At 68.8% G+C, this 17,594-nt stretch carries 22 protein-coding genes; 10 read left to right on the forward strand and 12 right to left on the reverse strand.

What is annotated here, in order from left to right:
* The first annotated feature begins 7 nt into the window (after nucleotides 1-7).
* On the forward strand, nucleotides 8-1,474 hold the full coding sequence (locus ACZ6O0_RS15830) for a glycoside hydrolase family 3 protein (RefSeq protein ID WP_465765633.1): 1,467 nt from the start codon (nucleotides 8-10) through the stop codon (nucleotides 1,472-1,474).
* Nucleotides 1,474-2,595, forward strand: a complete 1,122-nt coding sequence (nagA, locus tag ACZ6O0_RS15835) for an N-acetylglucosamine-6-phosphate deacetylase (protein WP_465765634.1) — start codon at nucleotides 1,474-1,476, stop codon at nucleotides 2,593-2,595. Before ACZ6O0_RS15830 ends, nagA begins: the two co-directional genes overlap by 1 nt.
* Before the next feature lie 7 nt (nucleotides 2,596-2,602).
* Here nagA and ACZ6O0_RS15840 read toward each other — a convergent pair whose 3' ends face one another.
* Complete coding sequence (locus ACZ6O0_RS15840) at nucleotides 2,603-3,268, reverse strand: hypothetical protein (protein WP_465765635.1); 666 nt, start codon at nucleotides 3,266-3,268, stop codon at nucleotides 2,603-2,605.
* 83 nt (nucleotides 3,269-3,351) lie between these two features.
* On the opposite strand from ACZ6O0_RS15840, the gene ACZ6O0_RS15845 reads away from it, so the two are divergent.
* A complete protein-coding gene (locus ACZ6O0_RS15845) occupies nucleotides 3,352-3,825 on the forward strand; it encodes a MarR family winged helix-turn-helix transcriptional regulator (protein ID WP_465765636.1) in 474 nt (157 codons plus the stop codon).
* A 25-nt stretch (nucleotides 3,826-3,850) separates the two neighbouring features.
* On the opposite strand, the gene ACZ6O0_RS15850 is transcribed toward ACZ6O0_RS15845, so the two are convergent.
* The 7 genes from ACZ6O0_RS15850 to ACZ6O0_RS15880 form a co-directional block, all read right to left on the reverse strand.
* A complete protein-coding gene (locus tag ACZ6O0_RS15850) occupies nucleotides 3,851-4,255 on the reverse strand; it encodes a DUF6855 family protein (protein ID WP_465765637.1) in 405 nt (134 codons plus the stop codon).
* Nucleotides 4,256-4,270: 15 nt separating this feature from the next.
* Nucleotides 4,271-4,708: an SRPBCC domain-containing protein gene (locus ACZ6O0_RS15855; RefSeq protein WP_465765638.1), complete on the reverse strand. Its 438-nt coding sequence runs from the start codon at nucleotides 4,706-4,708 to the stop codon at nucleotides 4,271-4,273.
* Entirely contained in the window at nucleotides 4,705-5,040 is a 336-nt protein-coding gene (locus tag ACZ6O0_RS15860) for an ArsR/SmtB family transcription factor (protein WP_465765639.1), read from the reverse strand. Before ACZ6O0_RS15860 ends, ACZ6O0_RS15855 begins: the two co-directional genes overlap by 4 nt.
* A 69-nt stretch (nucleotides 5,041-5,109) precedes the next feature.
* Nucleotides 5,110-5,517: an SHOCT-like domain-containing protein gene (locus ACZ6O0_RS15865; protein ID WP_465765640.1), complete on the reverse strand. Its 408-nt coding sequence runs from the start codon at nucleotides 5,515-5,517 to the stop codon at nucleotides 5,110-5,112.
* Nucleotides 5,518-5,536: 19 nt separating this feature from the next.
* Nucleotides 5,537-5,797 (reverse strand): hypothetical protein, encoded by a 261-nt coding sequence (locus tag ACZ6O0_RS15870; RefSeq protein ID WP_465765641.1) that lies wholly within the window; start codon nucleotides 5,795-5,797, stop codon nucleotides 5,537-5,539.
* Entirely contained in the window at nucleotides 5,794-6,153 is a 360-nt protein-coding gene (locus ACZ6O0_RS15875; protein WP_465765642.1) for a DUF2089 domain-containing protein, read from the reverse strand. Before ACZ6O0_RS15875 ends, ACZ6O0_RS15870 begins: the two co-directional genes overlap by 4 nt.
* Before the next feature lie 82 nt (nucleotides 6,154-6,235).
* The gene (locus ACZ6O0_RS15880) at nucleotides 6,236-8,206 is read right to left on the reverse strand and encodes an amino acid permease (protein ID WP_465765643.1); all 1,971 of its coding nucleotides are present in this window, start codon (nucleotides 8,204-8,206) and stop codon (nucleotides 6,236-6,238) included.
* A 130-nt stretch (nucleotides 8,207-8,336) separates the two neighbouring features.
* Here ACZ6O0_RS15880 and ACZ6O0_RS15885 point away from each other — a divergent pair, with 130 nt between their 5' ends.
* Together ACZ6O0_RS15885 and ACZ6O0_RS15890 are read left to right on the forward strand one after the other, a co-directional pair.
* Entirely contained in the window at nucleotides 8,337-9,071 is a 735-nt protein-coding gene (locus tag ACZ6O0_RS15885) for an arsenate reductase/protein-tyrosine-phosphatase family protein (RefSeq protein ID WP_465765644.1), read from the forward strand.
* Between the two features lie 14 nt (nucleotides 9,072-9,085).
* The gene (locus ACZ6O0_RS15890; protein WP_465765645.1) at nucleotides 9,086-9,457 is read left to right on the forward strand and encodes a VOC family protein; all 372 of its coding nucleotides are present in this window, start codon (nucleotides 9,086-9,088) and stop codon (nucleotides 9,455-9,457) included.
* Between the two features lie 2 nt (nucleotides 9,458-9,459).
* Here ACZ6O0_RS15890 and ACZ6O0_RS15895 read toward each other — a convergent pair whose 3' ends face one another.
* A complete protein-coding gene (locus ACZ6O0_RS15895) occupies nucleotides 9,460-10,935 on the reverse strand; it encodes an alpha/beta hydrolase (RefSeq protein WP_465765646.1) in 1,476 nt (491 codons plus the stop codon).
* A 167-nt stretch (nucleotides 10,936-11,102) separates the two neighbouring features.
* Here ACZ6O0_RS15895 and ACZ6O0_RS15900 point away from each other — a divergent pair, with 167 nt between their 5' ends.
* The 3 genes from ACZ6O0_RS15900 to ACZ6O0_RS15910 are packed head-to-tail and all read left to right on the forward strand — an operon-like array spanning nucleotide 11,103 to nucleotide 12,737.
* Nucleotides 11,103-11,909, forward strand: coding sequence for an alpha/beta fold hydrolase (locus ACZ6O0_RS15900; protein WP_465765647.1), 807 nt, complete (start codon nucleotides 11,103-11,105; stop codon nucleotides 11,907-11,909).
* 22 nt (nucleotides 11,910-11,931) lie between these two features.
* The gene (locus ACZ6O0_RS15905) at nucleotides 11,932-12,378 is read left to right on the forward strand and encodes a hypothetical protein (RefSeq protein WP_465765648.1); all 447 of its coding nucleotides are present in this window, start codon (nucleotides 11,932-11,934) and stop codon (nucleotides 12,376-12,378) included.
* Nucleotides 12,330-12,737, forward strand: coding sequence for a helix-turn-helix domain-containing protein (locus ACZ6O0_RS15910; RefSeq protein ID WP_465765649.1), 408 nt, complete (start codon nucleotides 12,330-12,332; stop codon nucleotides 12,735-12,737). The genes ACZ6O0_RS15905 and ACZ6O0_RS15910 overlap by 49 nt, the downstream gene beginning before the upstream one ends.
* A 1-nt stretch (nucleotide 12,738) precedes the next feature.
* Here ACZ6O0_RS15910 and ACZ6O0_RS15915 read toward each other — a convergent pair whose 3' ends face one another.
* The 3 genes from ACZ6O0_RS15915 to ACZ6O0_RS15925 all read right to left on the reverse strand — a co-directional run bounded on the left by ACZ6O0_RS15915 (nucleotide 12,739) and on the right by ACZ6O0_RS15925 (nucleotide 15,229).
* Nucleotides 12,739-13,677 (reverse strand): GNAT family N-acetyltransferase, encoded by a 939-nt coding sequence (locus ACZ6O0_RS15915; RefSeq protein ID WP_465765650.1) that lies wholly within the window; start codon nucleotides 13,675-13,677, stop codon nucleotides 12,739-12,741.
* 227 nt (nucleotides 13,678-13,904) lie between these two features.
* A complete protein-coding gene (locus ACZ6O0_RS15920; protein WP_465765651.1) occupies nucleotides 13,905-14,990 on the reverse strand; it encodes a hypothetical protein in 1,086 nt (361 codons plus the stop codon).
* Entirely contained in the window at nucleotides 14,987-15,229 is a 243-nt protein-coding gene (locus ACZ6O0_RS15925; RefSeq protein ID WP_465765652.1) for a hypothetical protein, read from the reverse strand. Before ACZ6O0_RS15925 ends, ACZ6O0_RS15920 begins: the two co-directional genes overlap by 4 nt.
* A 534-nt stretch (nucleotides 15,230-15,763) precedes the next feature.
* On the opposite strand from ACZ6O0_RS15925, the gene ACZ6O0_RS15930 reads away from it, so the two are divergent.
* Together ACZ6O0_RS15930 and ACZ6O0_RS15935 are read left to right on the forward strand one after the other, a co-directional pair.
* Nucleotides 15,764-17,065, forward strand: a complete 1,302-nt coding sequence (locus ACZ6O0_RS15930) for a globin domain-containing protein (RefSeq protein ID WP_465765653.1) — start codon at nucleotides 15,764-15,766, stop codon at nucleotides 17,063-17,065.
* Nucleotides 17,013-17,546 carry a DivIVA domain-containing protein gene (locus ACZ6O0_RS15935; RefSeq protein WP_465765654.1) on the forward strand — a complete coding sequence of 178 codons (534 nt, stop codon included), beginning with the start codon at nucleotides 17,013-17,015 and terminating at the stop codon, nucleotides 17,544-17,546. Before ACZ6O0_RS15930 ends, ACZ6O0_RS15935 begins: the two co-directional genes overlap by 53 nt.
* Nucleotides 17,547-17,594 lie beyond the last annotated feature (48 nt).

Raw genomic sequence — 17,594 nt, forward strand, 5'->3', positions numbered from 1 at the left:
GGATGTTGTGACTTCAGAGCTCGACCGGCTCGCCCACGGCGTACTGTTCCCCGCCCTCGGCCGGCCCACGGTGCCGAACTGGGTCGGACCGCGGATCCAGAAAGGCCTCGGCGGCTTCGTGATCTTCGGCCGGGACATCGTCGACGGCGACCAGTTCCAGCGGCTCGCGGCCGAGCTGCACGGCCTGCGGGACCACGTGCTGCTCTCGATCGACGAGGAAGGCGGCGACGTCAACCGGCTGGAGAACATCGGCGGTTTCTCGATGCCGGGCAACCGGGCGCTCGGTGAGCTGAACGACGTTGAGCTGACCCGGCAGGCGGCGTTCCAGATCGGTCTGTCGCTGGTCGAGGCCGGGATCGACTGGGACCTGGCCCCGGCGGTCGACACGGCCGTCAACCCGCTGAGCCCGAACGGGATCCGGTGCTTCGGCAACGACCGCGATCTGGTCAGCCGGCACACGGCTGCCTGGGTGGAAGGCCTGCAGGCGGCCGGGGTCAGCGCCTGTGCAAAGCACTATCCGGGACACGGTCTCAGCGGCACGGACGCTCACCTCGCCACGCCACTCGTCGACGTCTCCCGGGATGAGCTGCTGGACAGCTACCTCGATCCGTTCCGGGCGGCGATCGCGGCCGGCGTCGACAGCATCATGGTGTCCCACGACCTCGTGCCTCAGGTGGACGACGTACCGGCGACGATCAGCAAGGTGCTGCTAACCGACATCCTGCGTGGCGAGCTCGGGTACGACGGGGTGGTGATCACCGACGCGCTGGAGATGTATGGGATCGCCGACGTGGCCCCGTTGCCGGAGGCCGCCGTACGGGCGATCGAGGCCGGGGCCGACGCGCTCTGCCTCGGGTCGTGGTCGTTCCTCGACGACGTGGACGTCGCGGCCGCTGCTCTGGTCGAGGCCGTCGAGAGTGGGCGGCTGCCGTTGGAGCGGTTGCGGAGCGCCAACGAGCGACTGGCCCGGTTGGGGACGCGCCCCAAGGCGGATGTCGCGCTGCGGGACAACGCGCTCGGCTCGCAGCTGGCCGACCAGGTCGTGGTGACCCACGGAGACCCGGTACTGCGGAGTGACGCCGTACTGATCATCCGGCTGGAGCCGACGCACTCCCCCGCGGCCGGCTCGGCGGGCTGGGGTGTTGAGACGCTGCTGCGCGACGCCGGGAAGGTTGTCGAGAGCATCGGGTTGTCGGGGCAGACGTACAACGGGCCGGGGATGGCTCGGGCCAGTGTTGGCGAGTTCCGGTCGGAGCACGGCGCTGACAGCCAGGTCGTCCTGCTGGTTCGGGGTGCTCACCGGTTCGACTGGCAGGAGAAGCTCATCGGTGAGTTGCACAGCCAGCACCCGGACATGATCGTCGTCGACATGGGCGTTCCCGGCACGGACTACTCCGGCTTCGCCGGCTGGATCCAGACCTTCGGCAGCGCCCGCGTCTGCTCCGAGGCTGCCGCCCGTCGCCTGCTCGGTTGATGACGACTTTCGTCAACGCCCGCATCTGTGCGCCGACGCCGGTGGACGGCTGGCTGCGGATCGACGACGGTCTCATCACCGCGCTCGGCCCGGGCGAACCGCCGTACGCCGGAGAAGTTGTCGATGTGGCCGGGCAGTGGGTGCTGCCCGGCTTCGTCGACACCCACTGCCACGGCGCCGGCGGAGCCGCCCTCTACTCAGGCGATCCCGCCGACGTGGTCCAGGCCGCTCGTACTCATCTACTGCACGGCACCACCACCCTGGTCGCCTCGGTCGCCACGATGCGGCTGGATCGGATGCTCGCCGCCGCCCGCGCCATCGCCGAAGCCGACGCGCCGAACATCCGCGGCATCCACTTCGAAGGTCCGTTCCTGTCCCACCGACGACGCGGCGCCCAGACAGAGTCCGCGCTGCTCGCCCCCGACGAGCAGGTCTTCGCCCGGCTGATCGAGGCCGCCGACGGCCTGGCCGTGTCGATGACCATCGCTCCCGAGCTCCCCGGCGCCATCGACCTCATCCGCCGCCACCACGAGGAGATCAGCTTCGCCGTAGGTCACACCGACGACGACGGATCCCACACCCGGCAGGCGTTCGACGCCGGCGCCCGTACCGCGACCCACCTCTTCAACGCGATGCCCACCATGACCCACCGCGAACCCGGCCCGGTCGGCGTCGCCCTGCTCGACGACCGGGTCGCCTGCGAACTGATTGCCGACGGCACCCATCTGTCACCGGAAGCCTTGACCGTCGCGACCCGCACCGCAGGCCTGCACCGAAGCATCCTGGTCACCGACGCGATGGCCGCCACCGGGCTGGGCGACGGCGACTACTCGTACGCCGACCGCCACGTCACCGTCCGGGACGGCATCGCCAAACTCCGCGACACCGACACCCTCGCCGGCTCCGTCCACTTCCTCTCCGACGCACTGGCCAACGTCGTACGCCTCCTCGACCTGACTCCCGCGGAGGCCGCCACCCTCGTCGCCACCAACGCCGCCCACCACTACGGCTGGACCAACCGCGGCACCATTGCCCCCGGCAACCCCGCCGACCTCGTGCAGCTCTCCCCCGACCTCACCGTCGAGGCCGTCTACCTGGCAGGCCGCCGGCAGCAAGGGTGACGGCCGGTCAGTCGTTGTGGTGGGTGGCTACTGCGCGGACCGGTGGGAGTGCGGCAGGTTGGGCCGCGCCGCCGGTGGGGACCATACGCCGTACTGCGTCCGGCATCGCGCCAACCGTGAATGCGTGGACGGCCGGCCCCACGGATACGGTGACGAACGACGCCACGGCCGGAACGTCGGCGGGGAGCGGAATGAGGTGCTCCCCCGAATCGAAGTCGGAGTCGACGACACGCATCGAGGTGCTCGTCGGTTCGGGTGGCGTGAAGGACGTGCCCCACCATGCCTCGACCACCACTCGGGCCCGCTCCTTCAGAGTGAGCCGCACTGCTCGCTCGGCCGAGTCATAGATCACGCCGTTGTCGTCTCGGGCAGTCGACGTGACGCCCTCGACCTGGGCCGCGATGAGGCCCGCGATTCCGGCGAGTCCCTGGACGAAGGTGACGTGACCGTTGCCCTTGGAGATCTCCTCTCTGAGGTGCCGCTTGGTGTCCGGCGGAACCATCCCACCGAACACGACGACATCGAGGCTCGCGGTGTCGTACTCCGTCAGCACCTCGTCGAACTGGTTGGTCGCGTCCGCGTGGAAGCCTTTGCTCCGCAGGATGTCCGCAGCGTCGAGAATCACGCTCGGGCTCCTGCCGATGACGAGAACGCTGGTGTTCGGCATGTCCATGAACCGGTCTCCCAGGAAGTTTGAGTGTTGGTACGGCCAACATAGCAAGTGTTGGCCGAGCCAACAACTGGTACCGTCTCCCCATGCCGATGGATCACCCGCCGAGCCGTACTCCCGCCCGCGTCAAGGACCGTCCGACCTGGCTCATCAGCCGGGCCTTCGCCCGCTCGTCGGGCCTTCTCGCCGCCGGATTCGAGTCGCACGGCCGCGGACTTCGCAGCTACCACTACCGGCTCCTGGCCGCGCTCGAGGAGTGGGGCCCAGCGAGCCAGGCCGAACTGGGCCGCGGCACCGGGATCGATCGCAGCGACGTCACCGCGGCCCTGTCCGAGCTCGAGTCACGCCGGCTGGTCAAGCGGTCGGTCGACCCCAACCACAAACGCCGCAACATCGTCACCATCACCCAGGCCGGCGTCGCCCAACTCCTGGAACTGGACAACGTCATCGACACCGTCCAGGAACGAGTCCTGGAACCCCTGACCACCGCGCAACGGCGCCAGTTCATCACCTTGATGCTCAAGCTCGCGGCACCCGAACAGGACCCGCCGACGGCATGACCCGGGCGGTCCGACTGTTCGTCTGTCAGGGAACGCGGATGCGGTTGTTGCGGGGGTTGTGTTCGAGTTCGACCAGGCCGAGTTGTTCCAGTAGCGGCGGGATGTACATCGCGAAGCGGCCGCGGTATCCCTTGCGGAGGCCGTACCATCCGCCGACCGGGTTGCCGTCCGCGCGCGCCCACGCCTCCAGCGTCCCGTCCTTCGCCGGCTTGCTCTCGTCCGCGCTGCCCAGCTCCATCCAGTCACCGTGCGCCTTCAGCATCGCGGGGACGTCGTCGAGACAGCGGGCGAGATAGCGGAGCTTCGTCGTACCGACCTGGCACACGAGCTCGGCCGGGTCGGCGGTGTCGTCGCGGTGGATGGTGTACTCCGACGTACCGGGTGGTGTCTTGAGAACCCAGGGATCTTCTGTGGTGCCGGTGCCGCTCACGTCGCTCTCCTTCGGTCAGGGGTTGCAGGCGGCCACGAAGTACGGGAGGAGTCCGCTCCAGCCGCCGGCGTTGGCATCGCGCCAGCGCTCTGCCTCGGGCCCGAGCCGCTCCCAGCCCGTCTGCGTGATGTCCACCTTGCTTCGGCCTCCGGGGACGGCGACGAAGCGGACCTCGACATCGGTGGCCTCGGCGGACGGCCGGCGGATGTGCCACCGGTAGCTCAGCCGGTGCGGCGGATCCCACGCGGTGATCCATCCCCAGTCGATCTCCTCGCCATCGCGGGTGCGCTCGTAGATGCGCCCACCGACCTGGGGCTCCAACGTGACCGCGGCCGGGTCGCCACTGACCGAGTGGCCACGTGGCCACCACGCCGAGAACCGCTCGGTCCACGTCGTGAAGGCGTGCTCGACAGAACAGTCCAGGACGACCTCGACCCGCAACGGCTCGATCACGGCGCCTCCCCGGGTGACGGCGGCCGGGTGTTCTCGGCCAGCAACTTGAACCGCCCGACTGCCTCTCCCCACACCTGCAGGAGGTACGCCTGCACGACCTCGGCGCCGGACTCCTGGAGGTGATAGATCCGTCGGGTCCCCTCCGGCGCTTCCTCGACCAGCCCCGCTTCCTTGAGCAGCCGGAGATGGCGCGACACGGCCGGCCGGCTGACGGGCAACTCCCCGGCCAGCTCCCCCACCGACCGCGACCCGTCAGCCAGCAACTCGAGGATCCGCCGCCGGGTGGGATCTCCCAACGCCGAGAACGGATCACGCCCCGCCTCCGTCACCACCCCGCAAGCGTAACCCATCAGTTACGGTAACCATCCCGTTACGCTCCCGCGGCGGCCCCTGTGCCCCGGCTACTCGCAGAACACCTGCAGCTTGGTGTCGGGGTCGTCGACGTCGACGGTGACCTCGTCGAGCTGCTCGATGAGCTCCTCGAGGTGCTGCGGCTTGAGCTCGGTGAGATCGATCGGCACCCCGGATTTGGCCAGCTCCACGTTCGCCTTGGCGAGCGCCTGCGGCGGGACGAAGCTGGCGAGCTTGACGCCGGCGCGCAGCAGCTGGAGCGGGACCCGGATGTTGATCCGGCTCGGCGCTCCGGCGCTGGAGTCGTGCATCACCACCCGCAGGTACTTGGGTCGGGGTCTCGACGCGGGCGCTTCGGACTGTTCCCGCCCGAGGGCGTCGATCAGCCGCTCGGCCTCCTCCGCCGTGATCTTGCCCTCGGCAAGCATCTGCAGGATCTGACGGCGCTGCTCGTTCATCGTTGCTCCTTGTCCTGACTCAACTGACGCTCACCAAGACGGCCATCTGACCGTCGTCCAGCTCGAACCGCGTCCCGCGCAGCGCGCACAGCAGTCGCCCGGCGGCACACAGCGCGCCGACCGGCCCGATCCGGAAGATCAGGCACGCCACCAACCCGGCCAGCACGACCAGCAGCAGCAACGGCGACAGCACCAGCAGCAGCGGCACGACGGGGAGATAGAGCCGTCGCCAGCGCCCGTCGGAACGGCGATAGCGCACCGTCACCAGCTGCGGGATCATCGAGGCCCCTCCAGCTCGGCCAGCGCCTCCTCGGCGGTGATCTCGCCCCGCCGCAAGCGGTCGACGACATCCGCGCCGGTGGGCTTGGGGTCGGTGTCGACGAAGTCGAGCTGCTCGGCGATCCGGTTCAGCCGGGACTTGACCGTCGGATAGCTGACTCCGAAGATCCGCTCCATCTCCTTGATCGAGCCGTGCGACCGGACGAACGCGGCGACGAACACCTGGTCGTCGACGCTGAGCTCCGCCAGCTGTGGCGGCTCGAACCGACCCTCGATCGCCACGCCGCTCTCGAGGCGGACCCGCTCGACCACGAACGCCTGCCCGCGGGTCAGGTCCGTCAGCTCCTGCCACTCCACCCTCGGCCCCTCTCCTCGCCTCTCTTCAGTTGTATCTTGATTTTCTCAATATCTCAACGCAGATGTCTTAACTTTCTTGAGATCATCCGACGTGGACCCACGGACGGTTGGAGCGGGTGGGTTCAGCGCGGCGGAGCACTTCGCGGGTCACCGGAGGTACGTCGCCCTCGCCGGAGATCAGGTACCGGAACAGGAAGTGGAACGGGTTGCCCTCGGCCCAGGCGAAGTACACGTGAGGCATCACGTCCCACTCGTCGCGGATCTTCAGCAGCAGGGCGGCGATCGCGTTCGGGACGCTCGGGCTCTCCACCTTGAGGATCCGGTAGCCGAACCGCTCCTCGCCGTGGACGTCCAGCTCGGTCTCGAACTGCGACGCGTCGGTCAGCGTCACCTCGAGGAACAGGATCGGCAGTCCCTCGGGCAGGTTGCGCACCTCGCGCTGCTCGGCCTCCTTCTCCTGGTACTCCGCGACGTCGCGAGCGTCCGGCTCGTTCGCGATGATCCGCAGCTCGCCCGCCACGGCGGCCTCGGCGATGAGCCGGCACGCCTCCTCGTCGAACCGGACTTCGGTCGCCCGCAGCTCCAGCGAGCGGGTGGCGCGCGAGATCAGCGAGGTGACGATGATCGCGACGATGAAGAAGGACGCGATCTGGACACCGTCCGGCCGCTCGATGACGTTGGCGATCGTGGTGTAGAGGAAGACCAGGCTGATCACGCCGAACCCGATCGTCTGCGCCTTCTGGCCCTTGCGTCGTGCGGACAGCGTCACCGCGATCGAGGCCGACAGGATCAGCACCAGTACGCCGGTCGCGTACGCGCCGCCCTGCGCGTCGACGTCGGCCTTGAACAGCAACGTGATCACGAACGCGATCAGGCCGAACACGATCACCAGCGGCCGGGTCGCCCGGGCCCAGTCCGGGACCATGCCGTACCGCGGTAGGTAGCGCGGCACGATGTTGAGCAGGCCGGCCATCGCGGACGCCCCGGCGAACCACAGGATGAGGATCGTGCTGACGTCGTAGACGGTTCCGAACACGCTGCCGAGGTGCTCGTGCGCGAGATAGGCGAGCGCGCGGCCGTTCGCCTCGCCGCCGTCCTCGAACTCGTGCTTCGGGATCAGCACGATGGTGGTGAAGCTGCTGGTGATCAGGAAGCCGCTCATGATCAGGGCGGCGGTCGTGAGCAGCCTGCGCGCGTTCCGGATCCGCCCGGCCGGACGGGCGGGTTCGTCGTCCGCGCCGCCCTCGATCTGCGGCATCACCGCGACCCCGGTCTCGAACCCGGACAGGCCGAGCGCGAGCTTCGGGAACACGACCAGCGAGATGCCGATCATCACCCAGATGTTCGAGTGCTCGGTGGTCAGCATGCCGCGCCAGTTCGTCACCAGCTCGGGCGCGGTGATCACGTTCCAGAGCGCGTCGGCCACCACGATCAGGTTCAGCGCGAGGTACACCACCACCAGCACCACGGCGATCCCGATCGCCTCGTCGAACCCGCGCAGGAAGACACCGGCCAGCAACGCGAGCAGGACCAGGGTGATGATCACCTCCTTGCCCTCGAACCAGTGCGGTACGTACGGGTTCTCGATCACGTGCTGGGTCGCGTCGGCGGCCGACAGCGTCATCGTGATGATGAAGTCCGTGGCCATGAAGCCGAGCAGCGCCAGGATGGCGAACTTGCCCTTCCAGCGGCCGAGCAGCCGATCCAGCATCGCGATCGACCCCTGCCCGTCCGGGCTCTCGGCGGCCACCCGGCGATACACGGGCAGTGCGCCGAGCAGTGTGAGCAGGACCAGCACCAACGTGGCCACCGGTGACAGCAGCCCGACCGCCGCAGCCGCGATCGCCGGCTGGTACCCGAGCGTCGAGAAGTAGTCGACGCCGGTCAGGCACATCACCTTCCACCAGCGGTGCGTCGGGTGCGGCGCCGGCCGGTGCGGCCCGGCGTGCCCGGCCGGACGGTCGTGCAGCAACCAGCCGACCACCCGCCCGTGCACCGGAGCCGGCGCGCCGACCGTCTCCGCGGCCACGTCGTTCTCACACGTTTCTGTCACCGGCCGGAGCCTAGCCAGCGGAAACCACCAGACCCGCCGCCTCTAACACCCCTCTAACAAGCCCCGACGAATGTCACGTCGCGCGAGCGCAGGCCTATTCCATCAACTGCATTTGATGTAGTTTCAGGTTATGGGCATTGCGGGACTGCCGGAGTTCGTCCGGCTGGTCAGCCATCCGCTGCGGTGGCGGTTGGTCGCCGAGCTCGCGCGGACCGACCTGCGCGTGCGTGAGCTCGTCACGATCGTCGACGAACCACAGAACCTGGTCTCCTATCACCTGCGGCTCCTGCGCGACGGCGGCCTGGTGGCATCCCGGCGCAGCAGCTTCGACGCGCGGGACAGCTACTACCACCTCGAGCTCGACCGCTGCGCCCAGGCGCTCGCGGGCGTTGGCGCCGCGCTGCACCCGGCCCTGCGGATGGTGCCGGACTCCCCTGCGGTGCGTTCAGGCTCGAATGTGCTGTTCGTCTGCAGCGGTAACAGCGCTCGCTCACCGATTGCCGAGGCACTGCTGCGGCATCGAGCCGGAAGCCGGGTCCGCGTGACCAGCGCCGGCACCCAGCCCAAGGACCGCATCCCTCACCACGTGGTCCGGGTGCTGCGCGAGCACTACGGCATCGACATCGAGGGGCAGGTACCGCGCCCGCTCGACCTGCTACGGGACCGTCGGTTCGACCGCGTCATCACCTTGTGTGACAAGGCCCGCGAGGCTCTTCCCGAGGCAGGGCACTGGCCCCGCGCTCACTGGAGCATCGCCGACCCGGCGGCGGGCAAGGACGGACGGAGCGCCTACTCGAGGTACGTGGCTACCGCGGCCGAGCTCGACACCCGCGTCCGGCATCTCCTACCGACTCTCAGCACCTAGCTGGAGGACCCACCATGGATACCTACGCAAGCGTCCGCTACATCGTCGACGACGTCTCGACGGCGCTCGACTTCTACACCACCCACCTCGGATTCGCCGTACTCAGTCACCCCGCACCAGCCTTCGCCGACGTCACCCTCGGCCCTCTGCGCCTCCTGCTCTCCGGACCCCAGTCGTCCGGTGCCCGTGCCACCCCGGCCGACACGTCCGGCGCCGGCCGCAATCGCATCCACTTGATCGTCGACGACCTCGACGTCGAGATCGCCCGTCTCCAGGACGCCGGCGTCGAGTTCCGCAGCGAACCGGTCACCGGGCCGGGCGGCCGCCAGGTCCTGATCGCGGACCCGGCCGGCAACCTCGTCGAGCTCTTCCAGCCCGCAACCTGAGCTCAGGCTGGGCAGCGAGTTGCGTGCGGCGGCACGGTCAGTGAGATCAGGTAGTCGGCCGCGAGGCGGGTGATGCAGTCGTCGCGGCCTACCGCCCCGTGCCCCTGCCCTTCCCAGGTCAGTAGCTCGGCATTGCCCAGGCTGGTGGCCATCGCGACGGCACCGGCGTACGGCGTGGCCGGGTCGTGACGGGTGCCGACGACGACGATCGGGTGCGGGGTGGCGGCGACTGGCGGGTGGAGGGTGTGCCGCGGTGGCTGCCAGAACGCGCATCCGAACAACTGCCACGATCCCCACACCCCGAACAGCGGGAACCGCTGCGTGAAACGAGCTCCGGCCGCCTTGATCTCGGCCTCGGTCGGCCCGGGAGCGCTGTCGTTGCAGTTGATGACGAGTTGGGCATCGGCCGAGTGATCGTCCGCACCGCGGCCGGCGTCGGCCAAGCCTCGCAAGGTGCCTGAGTCACCGTCGGCGGCCTCGCCCAAACCATCGGCGAGATCCGGCCACCGGACGTCGTCGTACAGCGCGGCCGCCGCCGCGTCGATGATGTCGACGCCGTATGTCGGTACGTCGTCGCCCGGTCGCCCGCTCGGGATCGGCGACTGCCGCGCCCGGCGGACGAGATCGCCGACGAAGTTCCGTACGTTGCCCAACCGATCGCAACGGCTCTGGGCGGCGCACCACGCGGTGAACTGGTCGAAGGCGTGCTCGAAGCCGGCGATCTGGCGTTCGACGGTCTCGACCCAGGTCACACCGGGATCGGTCGGCGCATCGAGCACGGCCGCCCGCACCTTGTCCGGGTACAGCCGGGCGTACTCCGCCCCGAGCTTGGCGCCGTACGACCACCCCAGGTAGGTCAGCGCCGACTGGCCGAGGACCGAGCGTATGCGGTCGATGTCGACGGCTGTGGCTGTCGTGTTGAACAAGGCCGCCTTCGCGCCCAGCGCCGCGGCGCACTCATCAGTTGCCTTGCGCATCTGACTCGCGGCCCGGGCATAACCCGCGGCGGTCAGCAGATCGGGAAAACTCGGCGGCCCGGACTCGGCATGCTCACACCGGATGGGCTGTGAGTGCCCGACCCCGCGCGGATCGAACCCGACCAGGTCGAACCGATCCAGGACAGCATCGGGAAGCATGCCGGCGGCAACGACTGCGAAGTCCACACCCGACTGACCGGGCCCGCCGGCGATCAGCAGCAGCGGATCCTTGGTCGCGGCGCCACCTGTCTGATGGACCCGAATCAGCTGCACCGGGAGCGTCCCGGCCTCCTTGCGGCCGGCATCGAGATCGACGTCCACGGCGCCACAGCGGAACTCGAGCCGTCCGAACCGCTCAGCAGGCAGATTCGCCGCTCGCACGTCGGTGACGGCAGCGCACTCTCCCCACTCGACGGAGGTCGAGTCCCGCGACGGTGACGACGTACACGAGCCCACCCCCAGGACCGTGGCCACGACCACGACCCCACCCAACAGTCGCACGCCCTCAGTAAACCCCGCCGGTCCGGAGCCGCGACAGAGGTCGGCACTGCAGGAAACCCTTCTCCGCCTCGACCAGGTGGGGCTCAGCGGACAACTACTCGCGGGCGACTGAACCCGAAGGACATTCGTACAAGACTGATCGTCGGCTTCCGCGCATGCTGGGACGTATGAGTGAGTACGTCCAATACCTGCACGGCCTGCACATGGTCCGCGACGGCTCGCGCCAGTCGCCTCCGATGGTGCTCATCCACGGCTCGGGCGCCTCCGGCACGACCTGGGTGCCCGTGGTCCCGGCGCTGGCCGACCATCACGACGTCGTCCGGGTCGACCTGCCGGGAATGGGTCACTCCGGGGCCGGTACGTCATACGACGTCCCGACGCAGGCGTCCCGGGTGGCGGAGCTGATCGACAGCCTCGACGCCGGACCTGTCACCGTGGTCGGACACTCGAGCGGCGGCTATGTGGCCACGTCGCTCGCGGAGCAGCGTCCCGAGCTGGTGAAGGAGATCGCGTTGATCAGCACCGGACCCAGCCCCGGCGCACTCCTCCCGCAGCCCGCACTCCTGCGGGCCCTCACGCGCCCGCCGCTCGGTCGGCTCGTCTGGGCGCTGCGCTCGGACAAGCTGATCCGGAGGGGGATCAACGTGACCTGCGCCCGGCCCATCGACATTCCGGACGCGCTGGTCGCCGAGCTCCGCGGACTGGCGTACCAGACCTTCGTCTCGGTGCTACGCCACAACGGCGAGTACATCGCCGAGCGCAGCGTTCCCGACCGGCTCGCCAAGCTCGACTTCCCGGTGCTGGTGGGTTTCGGTGCCGCCGATCCCCGGTGGGACCCGGCGTCGGCCCACGAGTACGACGTACTGCCGCGCGGCCGGGTCGAGCTCCTGCCGGGAATCGGCCATGTCCCGATGCTCGAAGCGCCCGAGGCAACCAGCAAGTTGCTGCTCGACTTCACCGCGCCGGGCCGCTGACACCGGGCCTAGCATCATTCACATGCCATCGATCGACTGGGCGCTGGTGGACGTCGCCGTCGCACGTCGCCGGCTGCCCGGCGTCAGCATGGCCGGATTCCGCCACCGGGGCCGGACGCCCGTGGACATCGCCATGGTCGCGCACCCGTCGGTCACCCTGATCGTCGACCTGAGCGAGGGCAACGGCATCGTGTACGACGTCCACGGCCGGCGCGAGCAGGGCAGTGTCTTCGTCGGACTGCTTCCCGGCGAACTCCGCGCCGCCGGGGCGACGGGCGATTGTCTCCAGGTCCGCCTCTCGCCGATCGCGGCAGCCATGGTGTTCGGCCCTTCGATCGACCTCACCGGCACGGTGGCGACACTCGCGGACGTGTGGGGACCCGACGCCGGACGCTTCGAGGAGAGACTGCGCGCCACACCGTGGACCAACGATTCGACGTCGTCGTGGACGTCCTCGGCCGGCGGCTGAGCAGGTCTTCTTCTATCGATCCCGAGGTGATCCACACCTGGCGACGTACGTCGGCCAGCCGGGGCCGCGTGCGGATCGAACGCCTGGCGGACGAGACCGGCTGGAGCCGCAAGCGCCTGTGGTCCCGCTTCCGCTCCCAACTCGGCATCACCCCCAAACGCGCCGCCCAACTCGTCCGCTTCGACCACGCCGCGCATCTGCTCGCCGCGGGCCACAGCGCCGCAAGGACTGCCGCGGACAGCGGGTACGTCGACCAGTCCCACCTCCACCGCGAGATCGCAGCGTTCGCGAGCACAACACCCACCGCGCTGGCCACCGCTGCGTGGCTGGCGATCGACGACGTCGCCTGGCCGTACTAGCTCAGAAGTCGACCCGCATGACCGCCCGACGGCTGCCCGGCCGGCTCACTTCGACGTACCCGGCATCGGCGAACATCGCCAGCGTCCCGACGGACCCGCCGTCCACGAAGTCCGGGTAGCCCTCCACGGCGCCCGCGCCCTGTTCACGGGCGAACTCGACGGTCGCGCGGGCGAGTGCGCGGCCGATCCCCCGGCGTCGGTAGCCGGCGCGCGTGACGAAGCAGGTCACGGCCCACACCGTGGTGTCGGCTCTGTCCTCGTCGCGGCCCAGCCAGGGAACGCGGAAGTCGCGCAGCAACCGCGGGTGGTCCGCCCGCGGCGCGACGGCGCACCAGCCGACGGGCTCGCCGTCGAGATACGCGACCAGGCCGCTCGTCGTCCGCGCCTTCTGGTTGCCGCAGGCCGTCTGATCGCGCAACCGGGCAGCGAGTTCTTCGGGACCCTCAGACGCCCACGACTCCTTGGGCAGCATCCGAAATCGCTGGCACCAGCACCGCGCGGTGGACCCGGTCGTACCGAAGACCGCCTGCAGATCCTCCCAGTCCGCCTGATTGGCCGGAACGATCGTCAACTGCTCCGCGGTGACCGGCTCCCGCGAGCCCGTCGGCCGGGGAACGGTGGCCCGCTTGGCCTGCGACTTCTGCTTGCGAGGCTGCGCCTCGAACGTGACCCGAACCTCCACCGTGTCACCCGCGTCCAGCCCTTCGGGCTTGCGCACGGCGTCCTTCAGCGGAAGCAGGTACCCACCGTCCTTCGGCCACAGCGACGTCTTCCACTCACTGCCACCGATCCGAGCGCGAATCGGCAGCATTCCCCAGCCGTAGCTGGCAGCCAACCCCGCGTCCCGCAGCGCGACACCAGCCTCGTCCGGCACCGGAACGAAGTAGTACGGCGCCGGGCCGCGCCACTCGATCACCTCTCCGACGAACTCGTGATCCATAGCCAGATGCTAAGCCCCATTCCGGACATCCTCCTTCCGGATTCACGACCAATCCCGGCCGAACTGTCGGGGCGCATGTACGGTCTGAGCCGTCACGGAGCAAGTGCTTGCCAAAAGCAACCTTTGCGACCAGGAGGCCACGGACGGAACATCATCATCACCGAACGCCCCGGCACCCACGGCGCCCACTTCTGGCAGGAAGATCGATCGGCCGACTCCGCAGCTCACTACCGTGGCGTTTGAGGCGTAGGGCTGGCCGGAACCGCACTCTTGTCCGCCGTCACCTCGCCGTCGTCCTGGCTGATGACGAGACGACGTGGCTCCACGCACTCGCCGGTCGGCACGAAGATCACCTCGATGCCCGAATCCGTCGAACTCACGGCGAGAACCGGCACACCGCCGGCAGCAGCGGCGGCTGTGGCACAGGGTTCGCCGAGCTGCGGCTTGAGTGCGTCCAGACCGTGGGAGTTGAGAGTCAGATGAGCGGCGACGATGCGCTGCGCAGCCGCGCCGGTGGGCCTCTCCGGCGGATTGGCCGCCCAGGCGAAGCTCACGAACCCGAACGCCGCCAGGACCGAAAGTCCCATGACGGTCCAGGCAGTGCGTCGATAGCGAGCCTTGGTTCGCAGGTACTTGTCCAACTGGGCTACGCGGACGAGGGAGGTTCGGCACTCCGTCATCCTTCTCCCGATGACTTCGCGCACCGCAGCCTGCCGGTTCAGCTCGGCCTGCTTCGACGCCCTGACGTCGTCGTCAGTCTCGCGAGCGATCGCCAGCTCGGCCTGATAACACTCGTCCTTGAGACGGTGAAACTTCTCGCGCACGTCATCAAAGGCGGCCATCAGCTTGCCGAGATCCCCGTACCCGCCGTGAAGCGTGCTGTCGTCCGCCACCTGCCTCCGAAGCTCCACATCCTGACGCGTCAGGTTCTTTGCCTCCGCCAGCTTGCGTAACCGGCTGAAGTCCGTGTTGGTCGGAGCCTGTGCGCGGTACAGCAGTCCGATCGCGAGAAGGATGACGCCGACCGCCGCCGAGACACTCACGATCGCGATCAGCAAGCGATCGCGATCCGCGCTCCAGGACAGCTTCCCGATACTCGACAACTGGCTTCCGGCGATCATCGCTGCCGCGACGGCCGCAAGCGCCCCGATGAGCCAAGTCACCGCGGTTGCCATCTGCTTGAGAGCTTCCGCCTGTACAGCGACGGGCGGACCGGAGGGTTCGGCGGGCTTCGGCTGCTCAGCCGCGCTGCCTTTGTTCTGCTCCTGGGCCGGCGACTCTTTGAGCCAGCGTCTCCAGCCGCCGAGTTTCATGCCGGCGCTGGTTCGTCCGTGCCTCCGGCAATGACCTGGATGGTGACATCATGCACCTCGGACAGCTCGTCGAGCTCGTCCGGGAGCAGGTCGGCCCCACCCGCGAGATCCAGTACGACGCTTCGGACCTCGTCTCGATCGTCCAACCAGGACTTGAGCTCACCGTAGGGCTCGTCGCTGACGATCCGCAGCGCAAAGATCGGGGGATCGTCCTCTGATATGCCCGTGACGTCGATCATGCCGCCCACCCCATTCCATCCGGCATTGTCGATCGCACCTAGCGTTCCTCCCGAATCGAAACGATGTCAACGCCTGGGCACGGGATCCAGAAATGAGTGCGGGGACGCCAGTAGCCATGAGATGCCGAGGGCAACGGCAGCCATCATTCCGGGGCGGCGTTCATCAGCAGCAGAACCGCGGTGGCGAGGTAGGTGCCTGCGATGAGCCAGAGGGTGGGTGGGAGCGGGCGTAGCGGGCGCGTTGAGGGGCGGGGAGGATAGCGCCTGGGTGGCGCGCGTGGGGTGGCTGGCGGCGTGTTGAGATTTCGGCACGATTAAGTCCGATTTGGCGGTTTCAGGCTGTGGGGCCGCGGGTAGGTCGGGAGGGCACGGGAGGACTGGAAAAGACTCGGGGTCTGGACTGGGAGGACGAACCCTTGTCAACGCAGTACCCGTCGGCACGCGCCGCCGACAACCGGGAGTACATGGTGCCGTCTGATCGGCGGCCTGTTCCGTTCGAGGAGCTGCCCTTCCGAGACGGATAGCCAAGCCCCCATGGATGCACACGCCCTGCAACGCAGCTGGGACCAGGTCACGAAGCACGGGGACCAGGTAGCGCTGTACTTCTACTCACACATCTTCGTGTCTCATCCCGAGGTACGGTCGATGTTCCCGCTCTCGATGTCGAACCAGCGGGACAAGTTCGTCAGTGCACTCGGCCGGATCGTCAGCCACGCCGACCAGATCGAGAACGACGCGGCCTTCCTGCAGCACCTCGGCCGCGACCACCGCAAGTACGCCGTCGTGGCGGAGCACTACAACGCGGTGGGTGCCTCGTTGTGCGCGACCCTGATGCACTTCCTCGGACCCGAGTGGGACGAGGATCTCGCCGCGCAGTGGACGGCGGCCTACCAGGTGGTCGCGCGGATCATGGTCGAGGCGGCCGAGATGTCCTCGGAGTCCACCCCTGACTGGTGGGACGCCGAAGTGGTGTCTGCCGAGCGGCGGACCATGGACCTCACCCTGCTGACGGTCCGGCCCAGTCGCGCGTACCAGTTCCTCCCCGGCCAGTCGGTCTCGATGGAGATCCCGCAACGCCCCCGGCTGTGGCGGTACTTCAGCCCGGCCAACGCCCCGCGTCAGGACGGCTCGATCGATCTGCACGTGCAGCAGATCGACGGTGGCCAGGTGAGCCCGGCCGTGGTCCGGTCCCTGAAGGCCGGCGACACCGTGAAGCTGGGAGCGCCGGTCGGCGAGCGGCTGACCCGCCGGGCCGGCGACACGAGAGATCTGCTGCTGGTCGCCGGCGGAACCGGTCTCGCACCGCTCCTCGCCGTACTCGAGCAGATCGACCTCGAGTGGCAACGCGCGGGCACCGGACCTCTGGTCCACCTGCTCCACGGCGTCCGGATGCCCTGGCACCTCTACGACCGCCCCCGGCTACGCGATCTGGCCCAGACGCGGCCATGGTTCGACTACACGGAGGTCGTGTCCGACGACCGGTCCTATCCCGGGACGCGCGGGAAGGTCGGTACGGTCGCGGCCCGCCAGCTGCTGTACGGCCGTACGGCGATGGTGTGCGGCGGCCCGCAGATGGTCGCGCACACGCTGGAGCAACTGGCCGCCGCCGGCATGCAACCCGAGCACATCAAGTACGAGCACTTCTACTACGCGGCCGCGGGGGACCACACCGCCCTGCCAGCTCTACCAGGTCAGGAGACGACAAGTGACCAACAACCACCGCAACGACTCCCCGGGCTATCAGACAGCCCGGGCGATCCGGGACGAGGCGTTCCCGCGCCGGATGCGGGGCCTCGACGCGAGCAAGGTCTACGGGTACCTCGATCTGCTCGCTGACCAGGTGGAGGCCACGGAGCGAGAGCTCGGCGAGAGCCGGGCCAGGAACGACCGTCTCGAGGCCGAGCTGCAGCGCGGGCGGGCGGACCTGCAGCGCATGCAGGCGGAACTGGACCAGTACGAGCAGGCCGGCGACCGTGTGAACGAACAGGTCGTGCAGATGTTCAGCCAGGCCCAGCTCGTGGTCGAGGAGATGGTCCAGGACGTCACCCGGGACGCCCGGGAGCGCATCGGCCAGGCGCGCGAGCACGAGCGCAGGATCGTCGCGGAGGCGATGGACACGGCCGGGCAGCAGGTTCGTTCGTACGCACAGACGGCCCACGCGCAGATGCAGTCGATCGTGGACTCGTTCGCCACCGAGGTCGACCAGCTCGGGAGTACGTCGCTGTCCGCCGCGCCGGGGTCCGCGGCGCCCCCGCAGAACGACCCGTTGTTCGACAACTCGGGCGACTGGCACACCCAGCGTCCAGGCACCACATGAACCGTTCGCAGCCGAGCTGCCCCGCCCACAGCATCCCTGCCCACCAAC

This window comes from Kribbella sp. NPDC048837 (genome assembly GCF_055586945.1).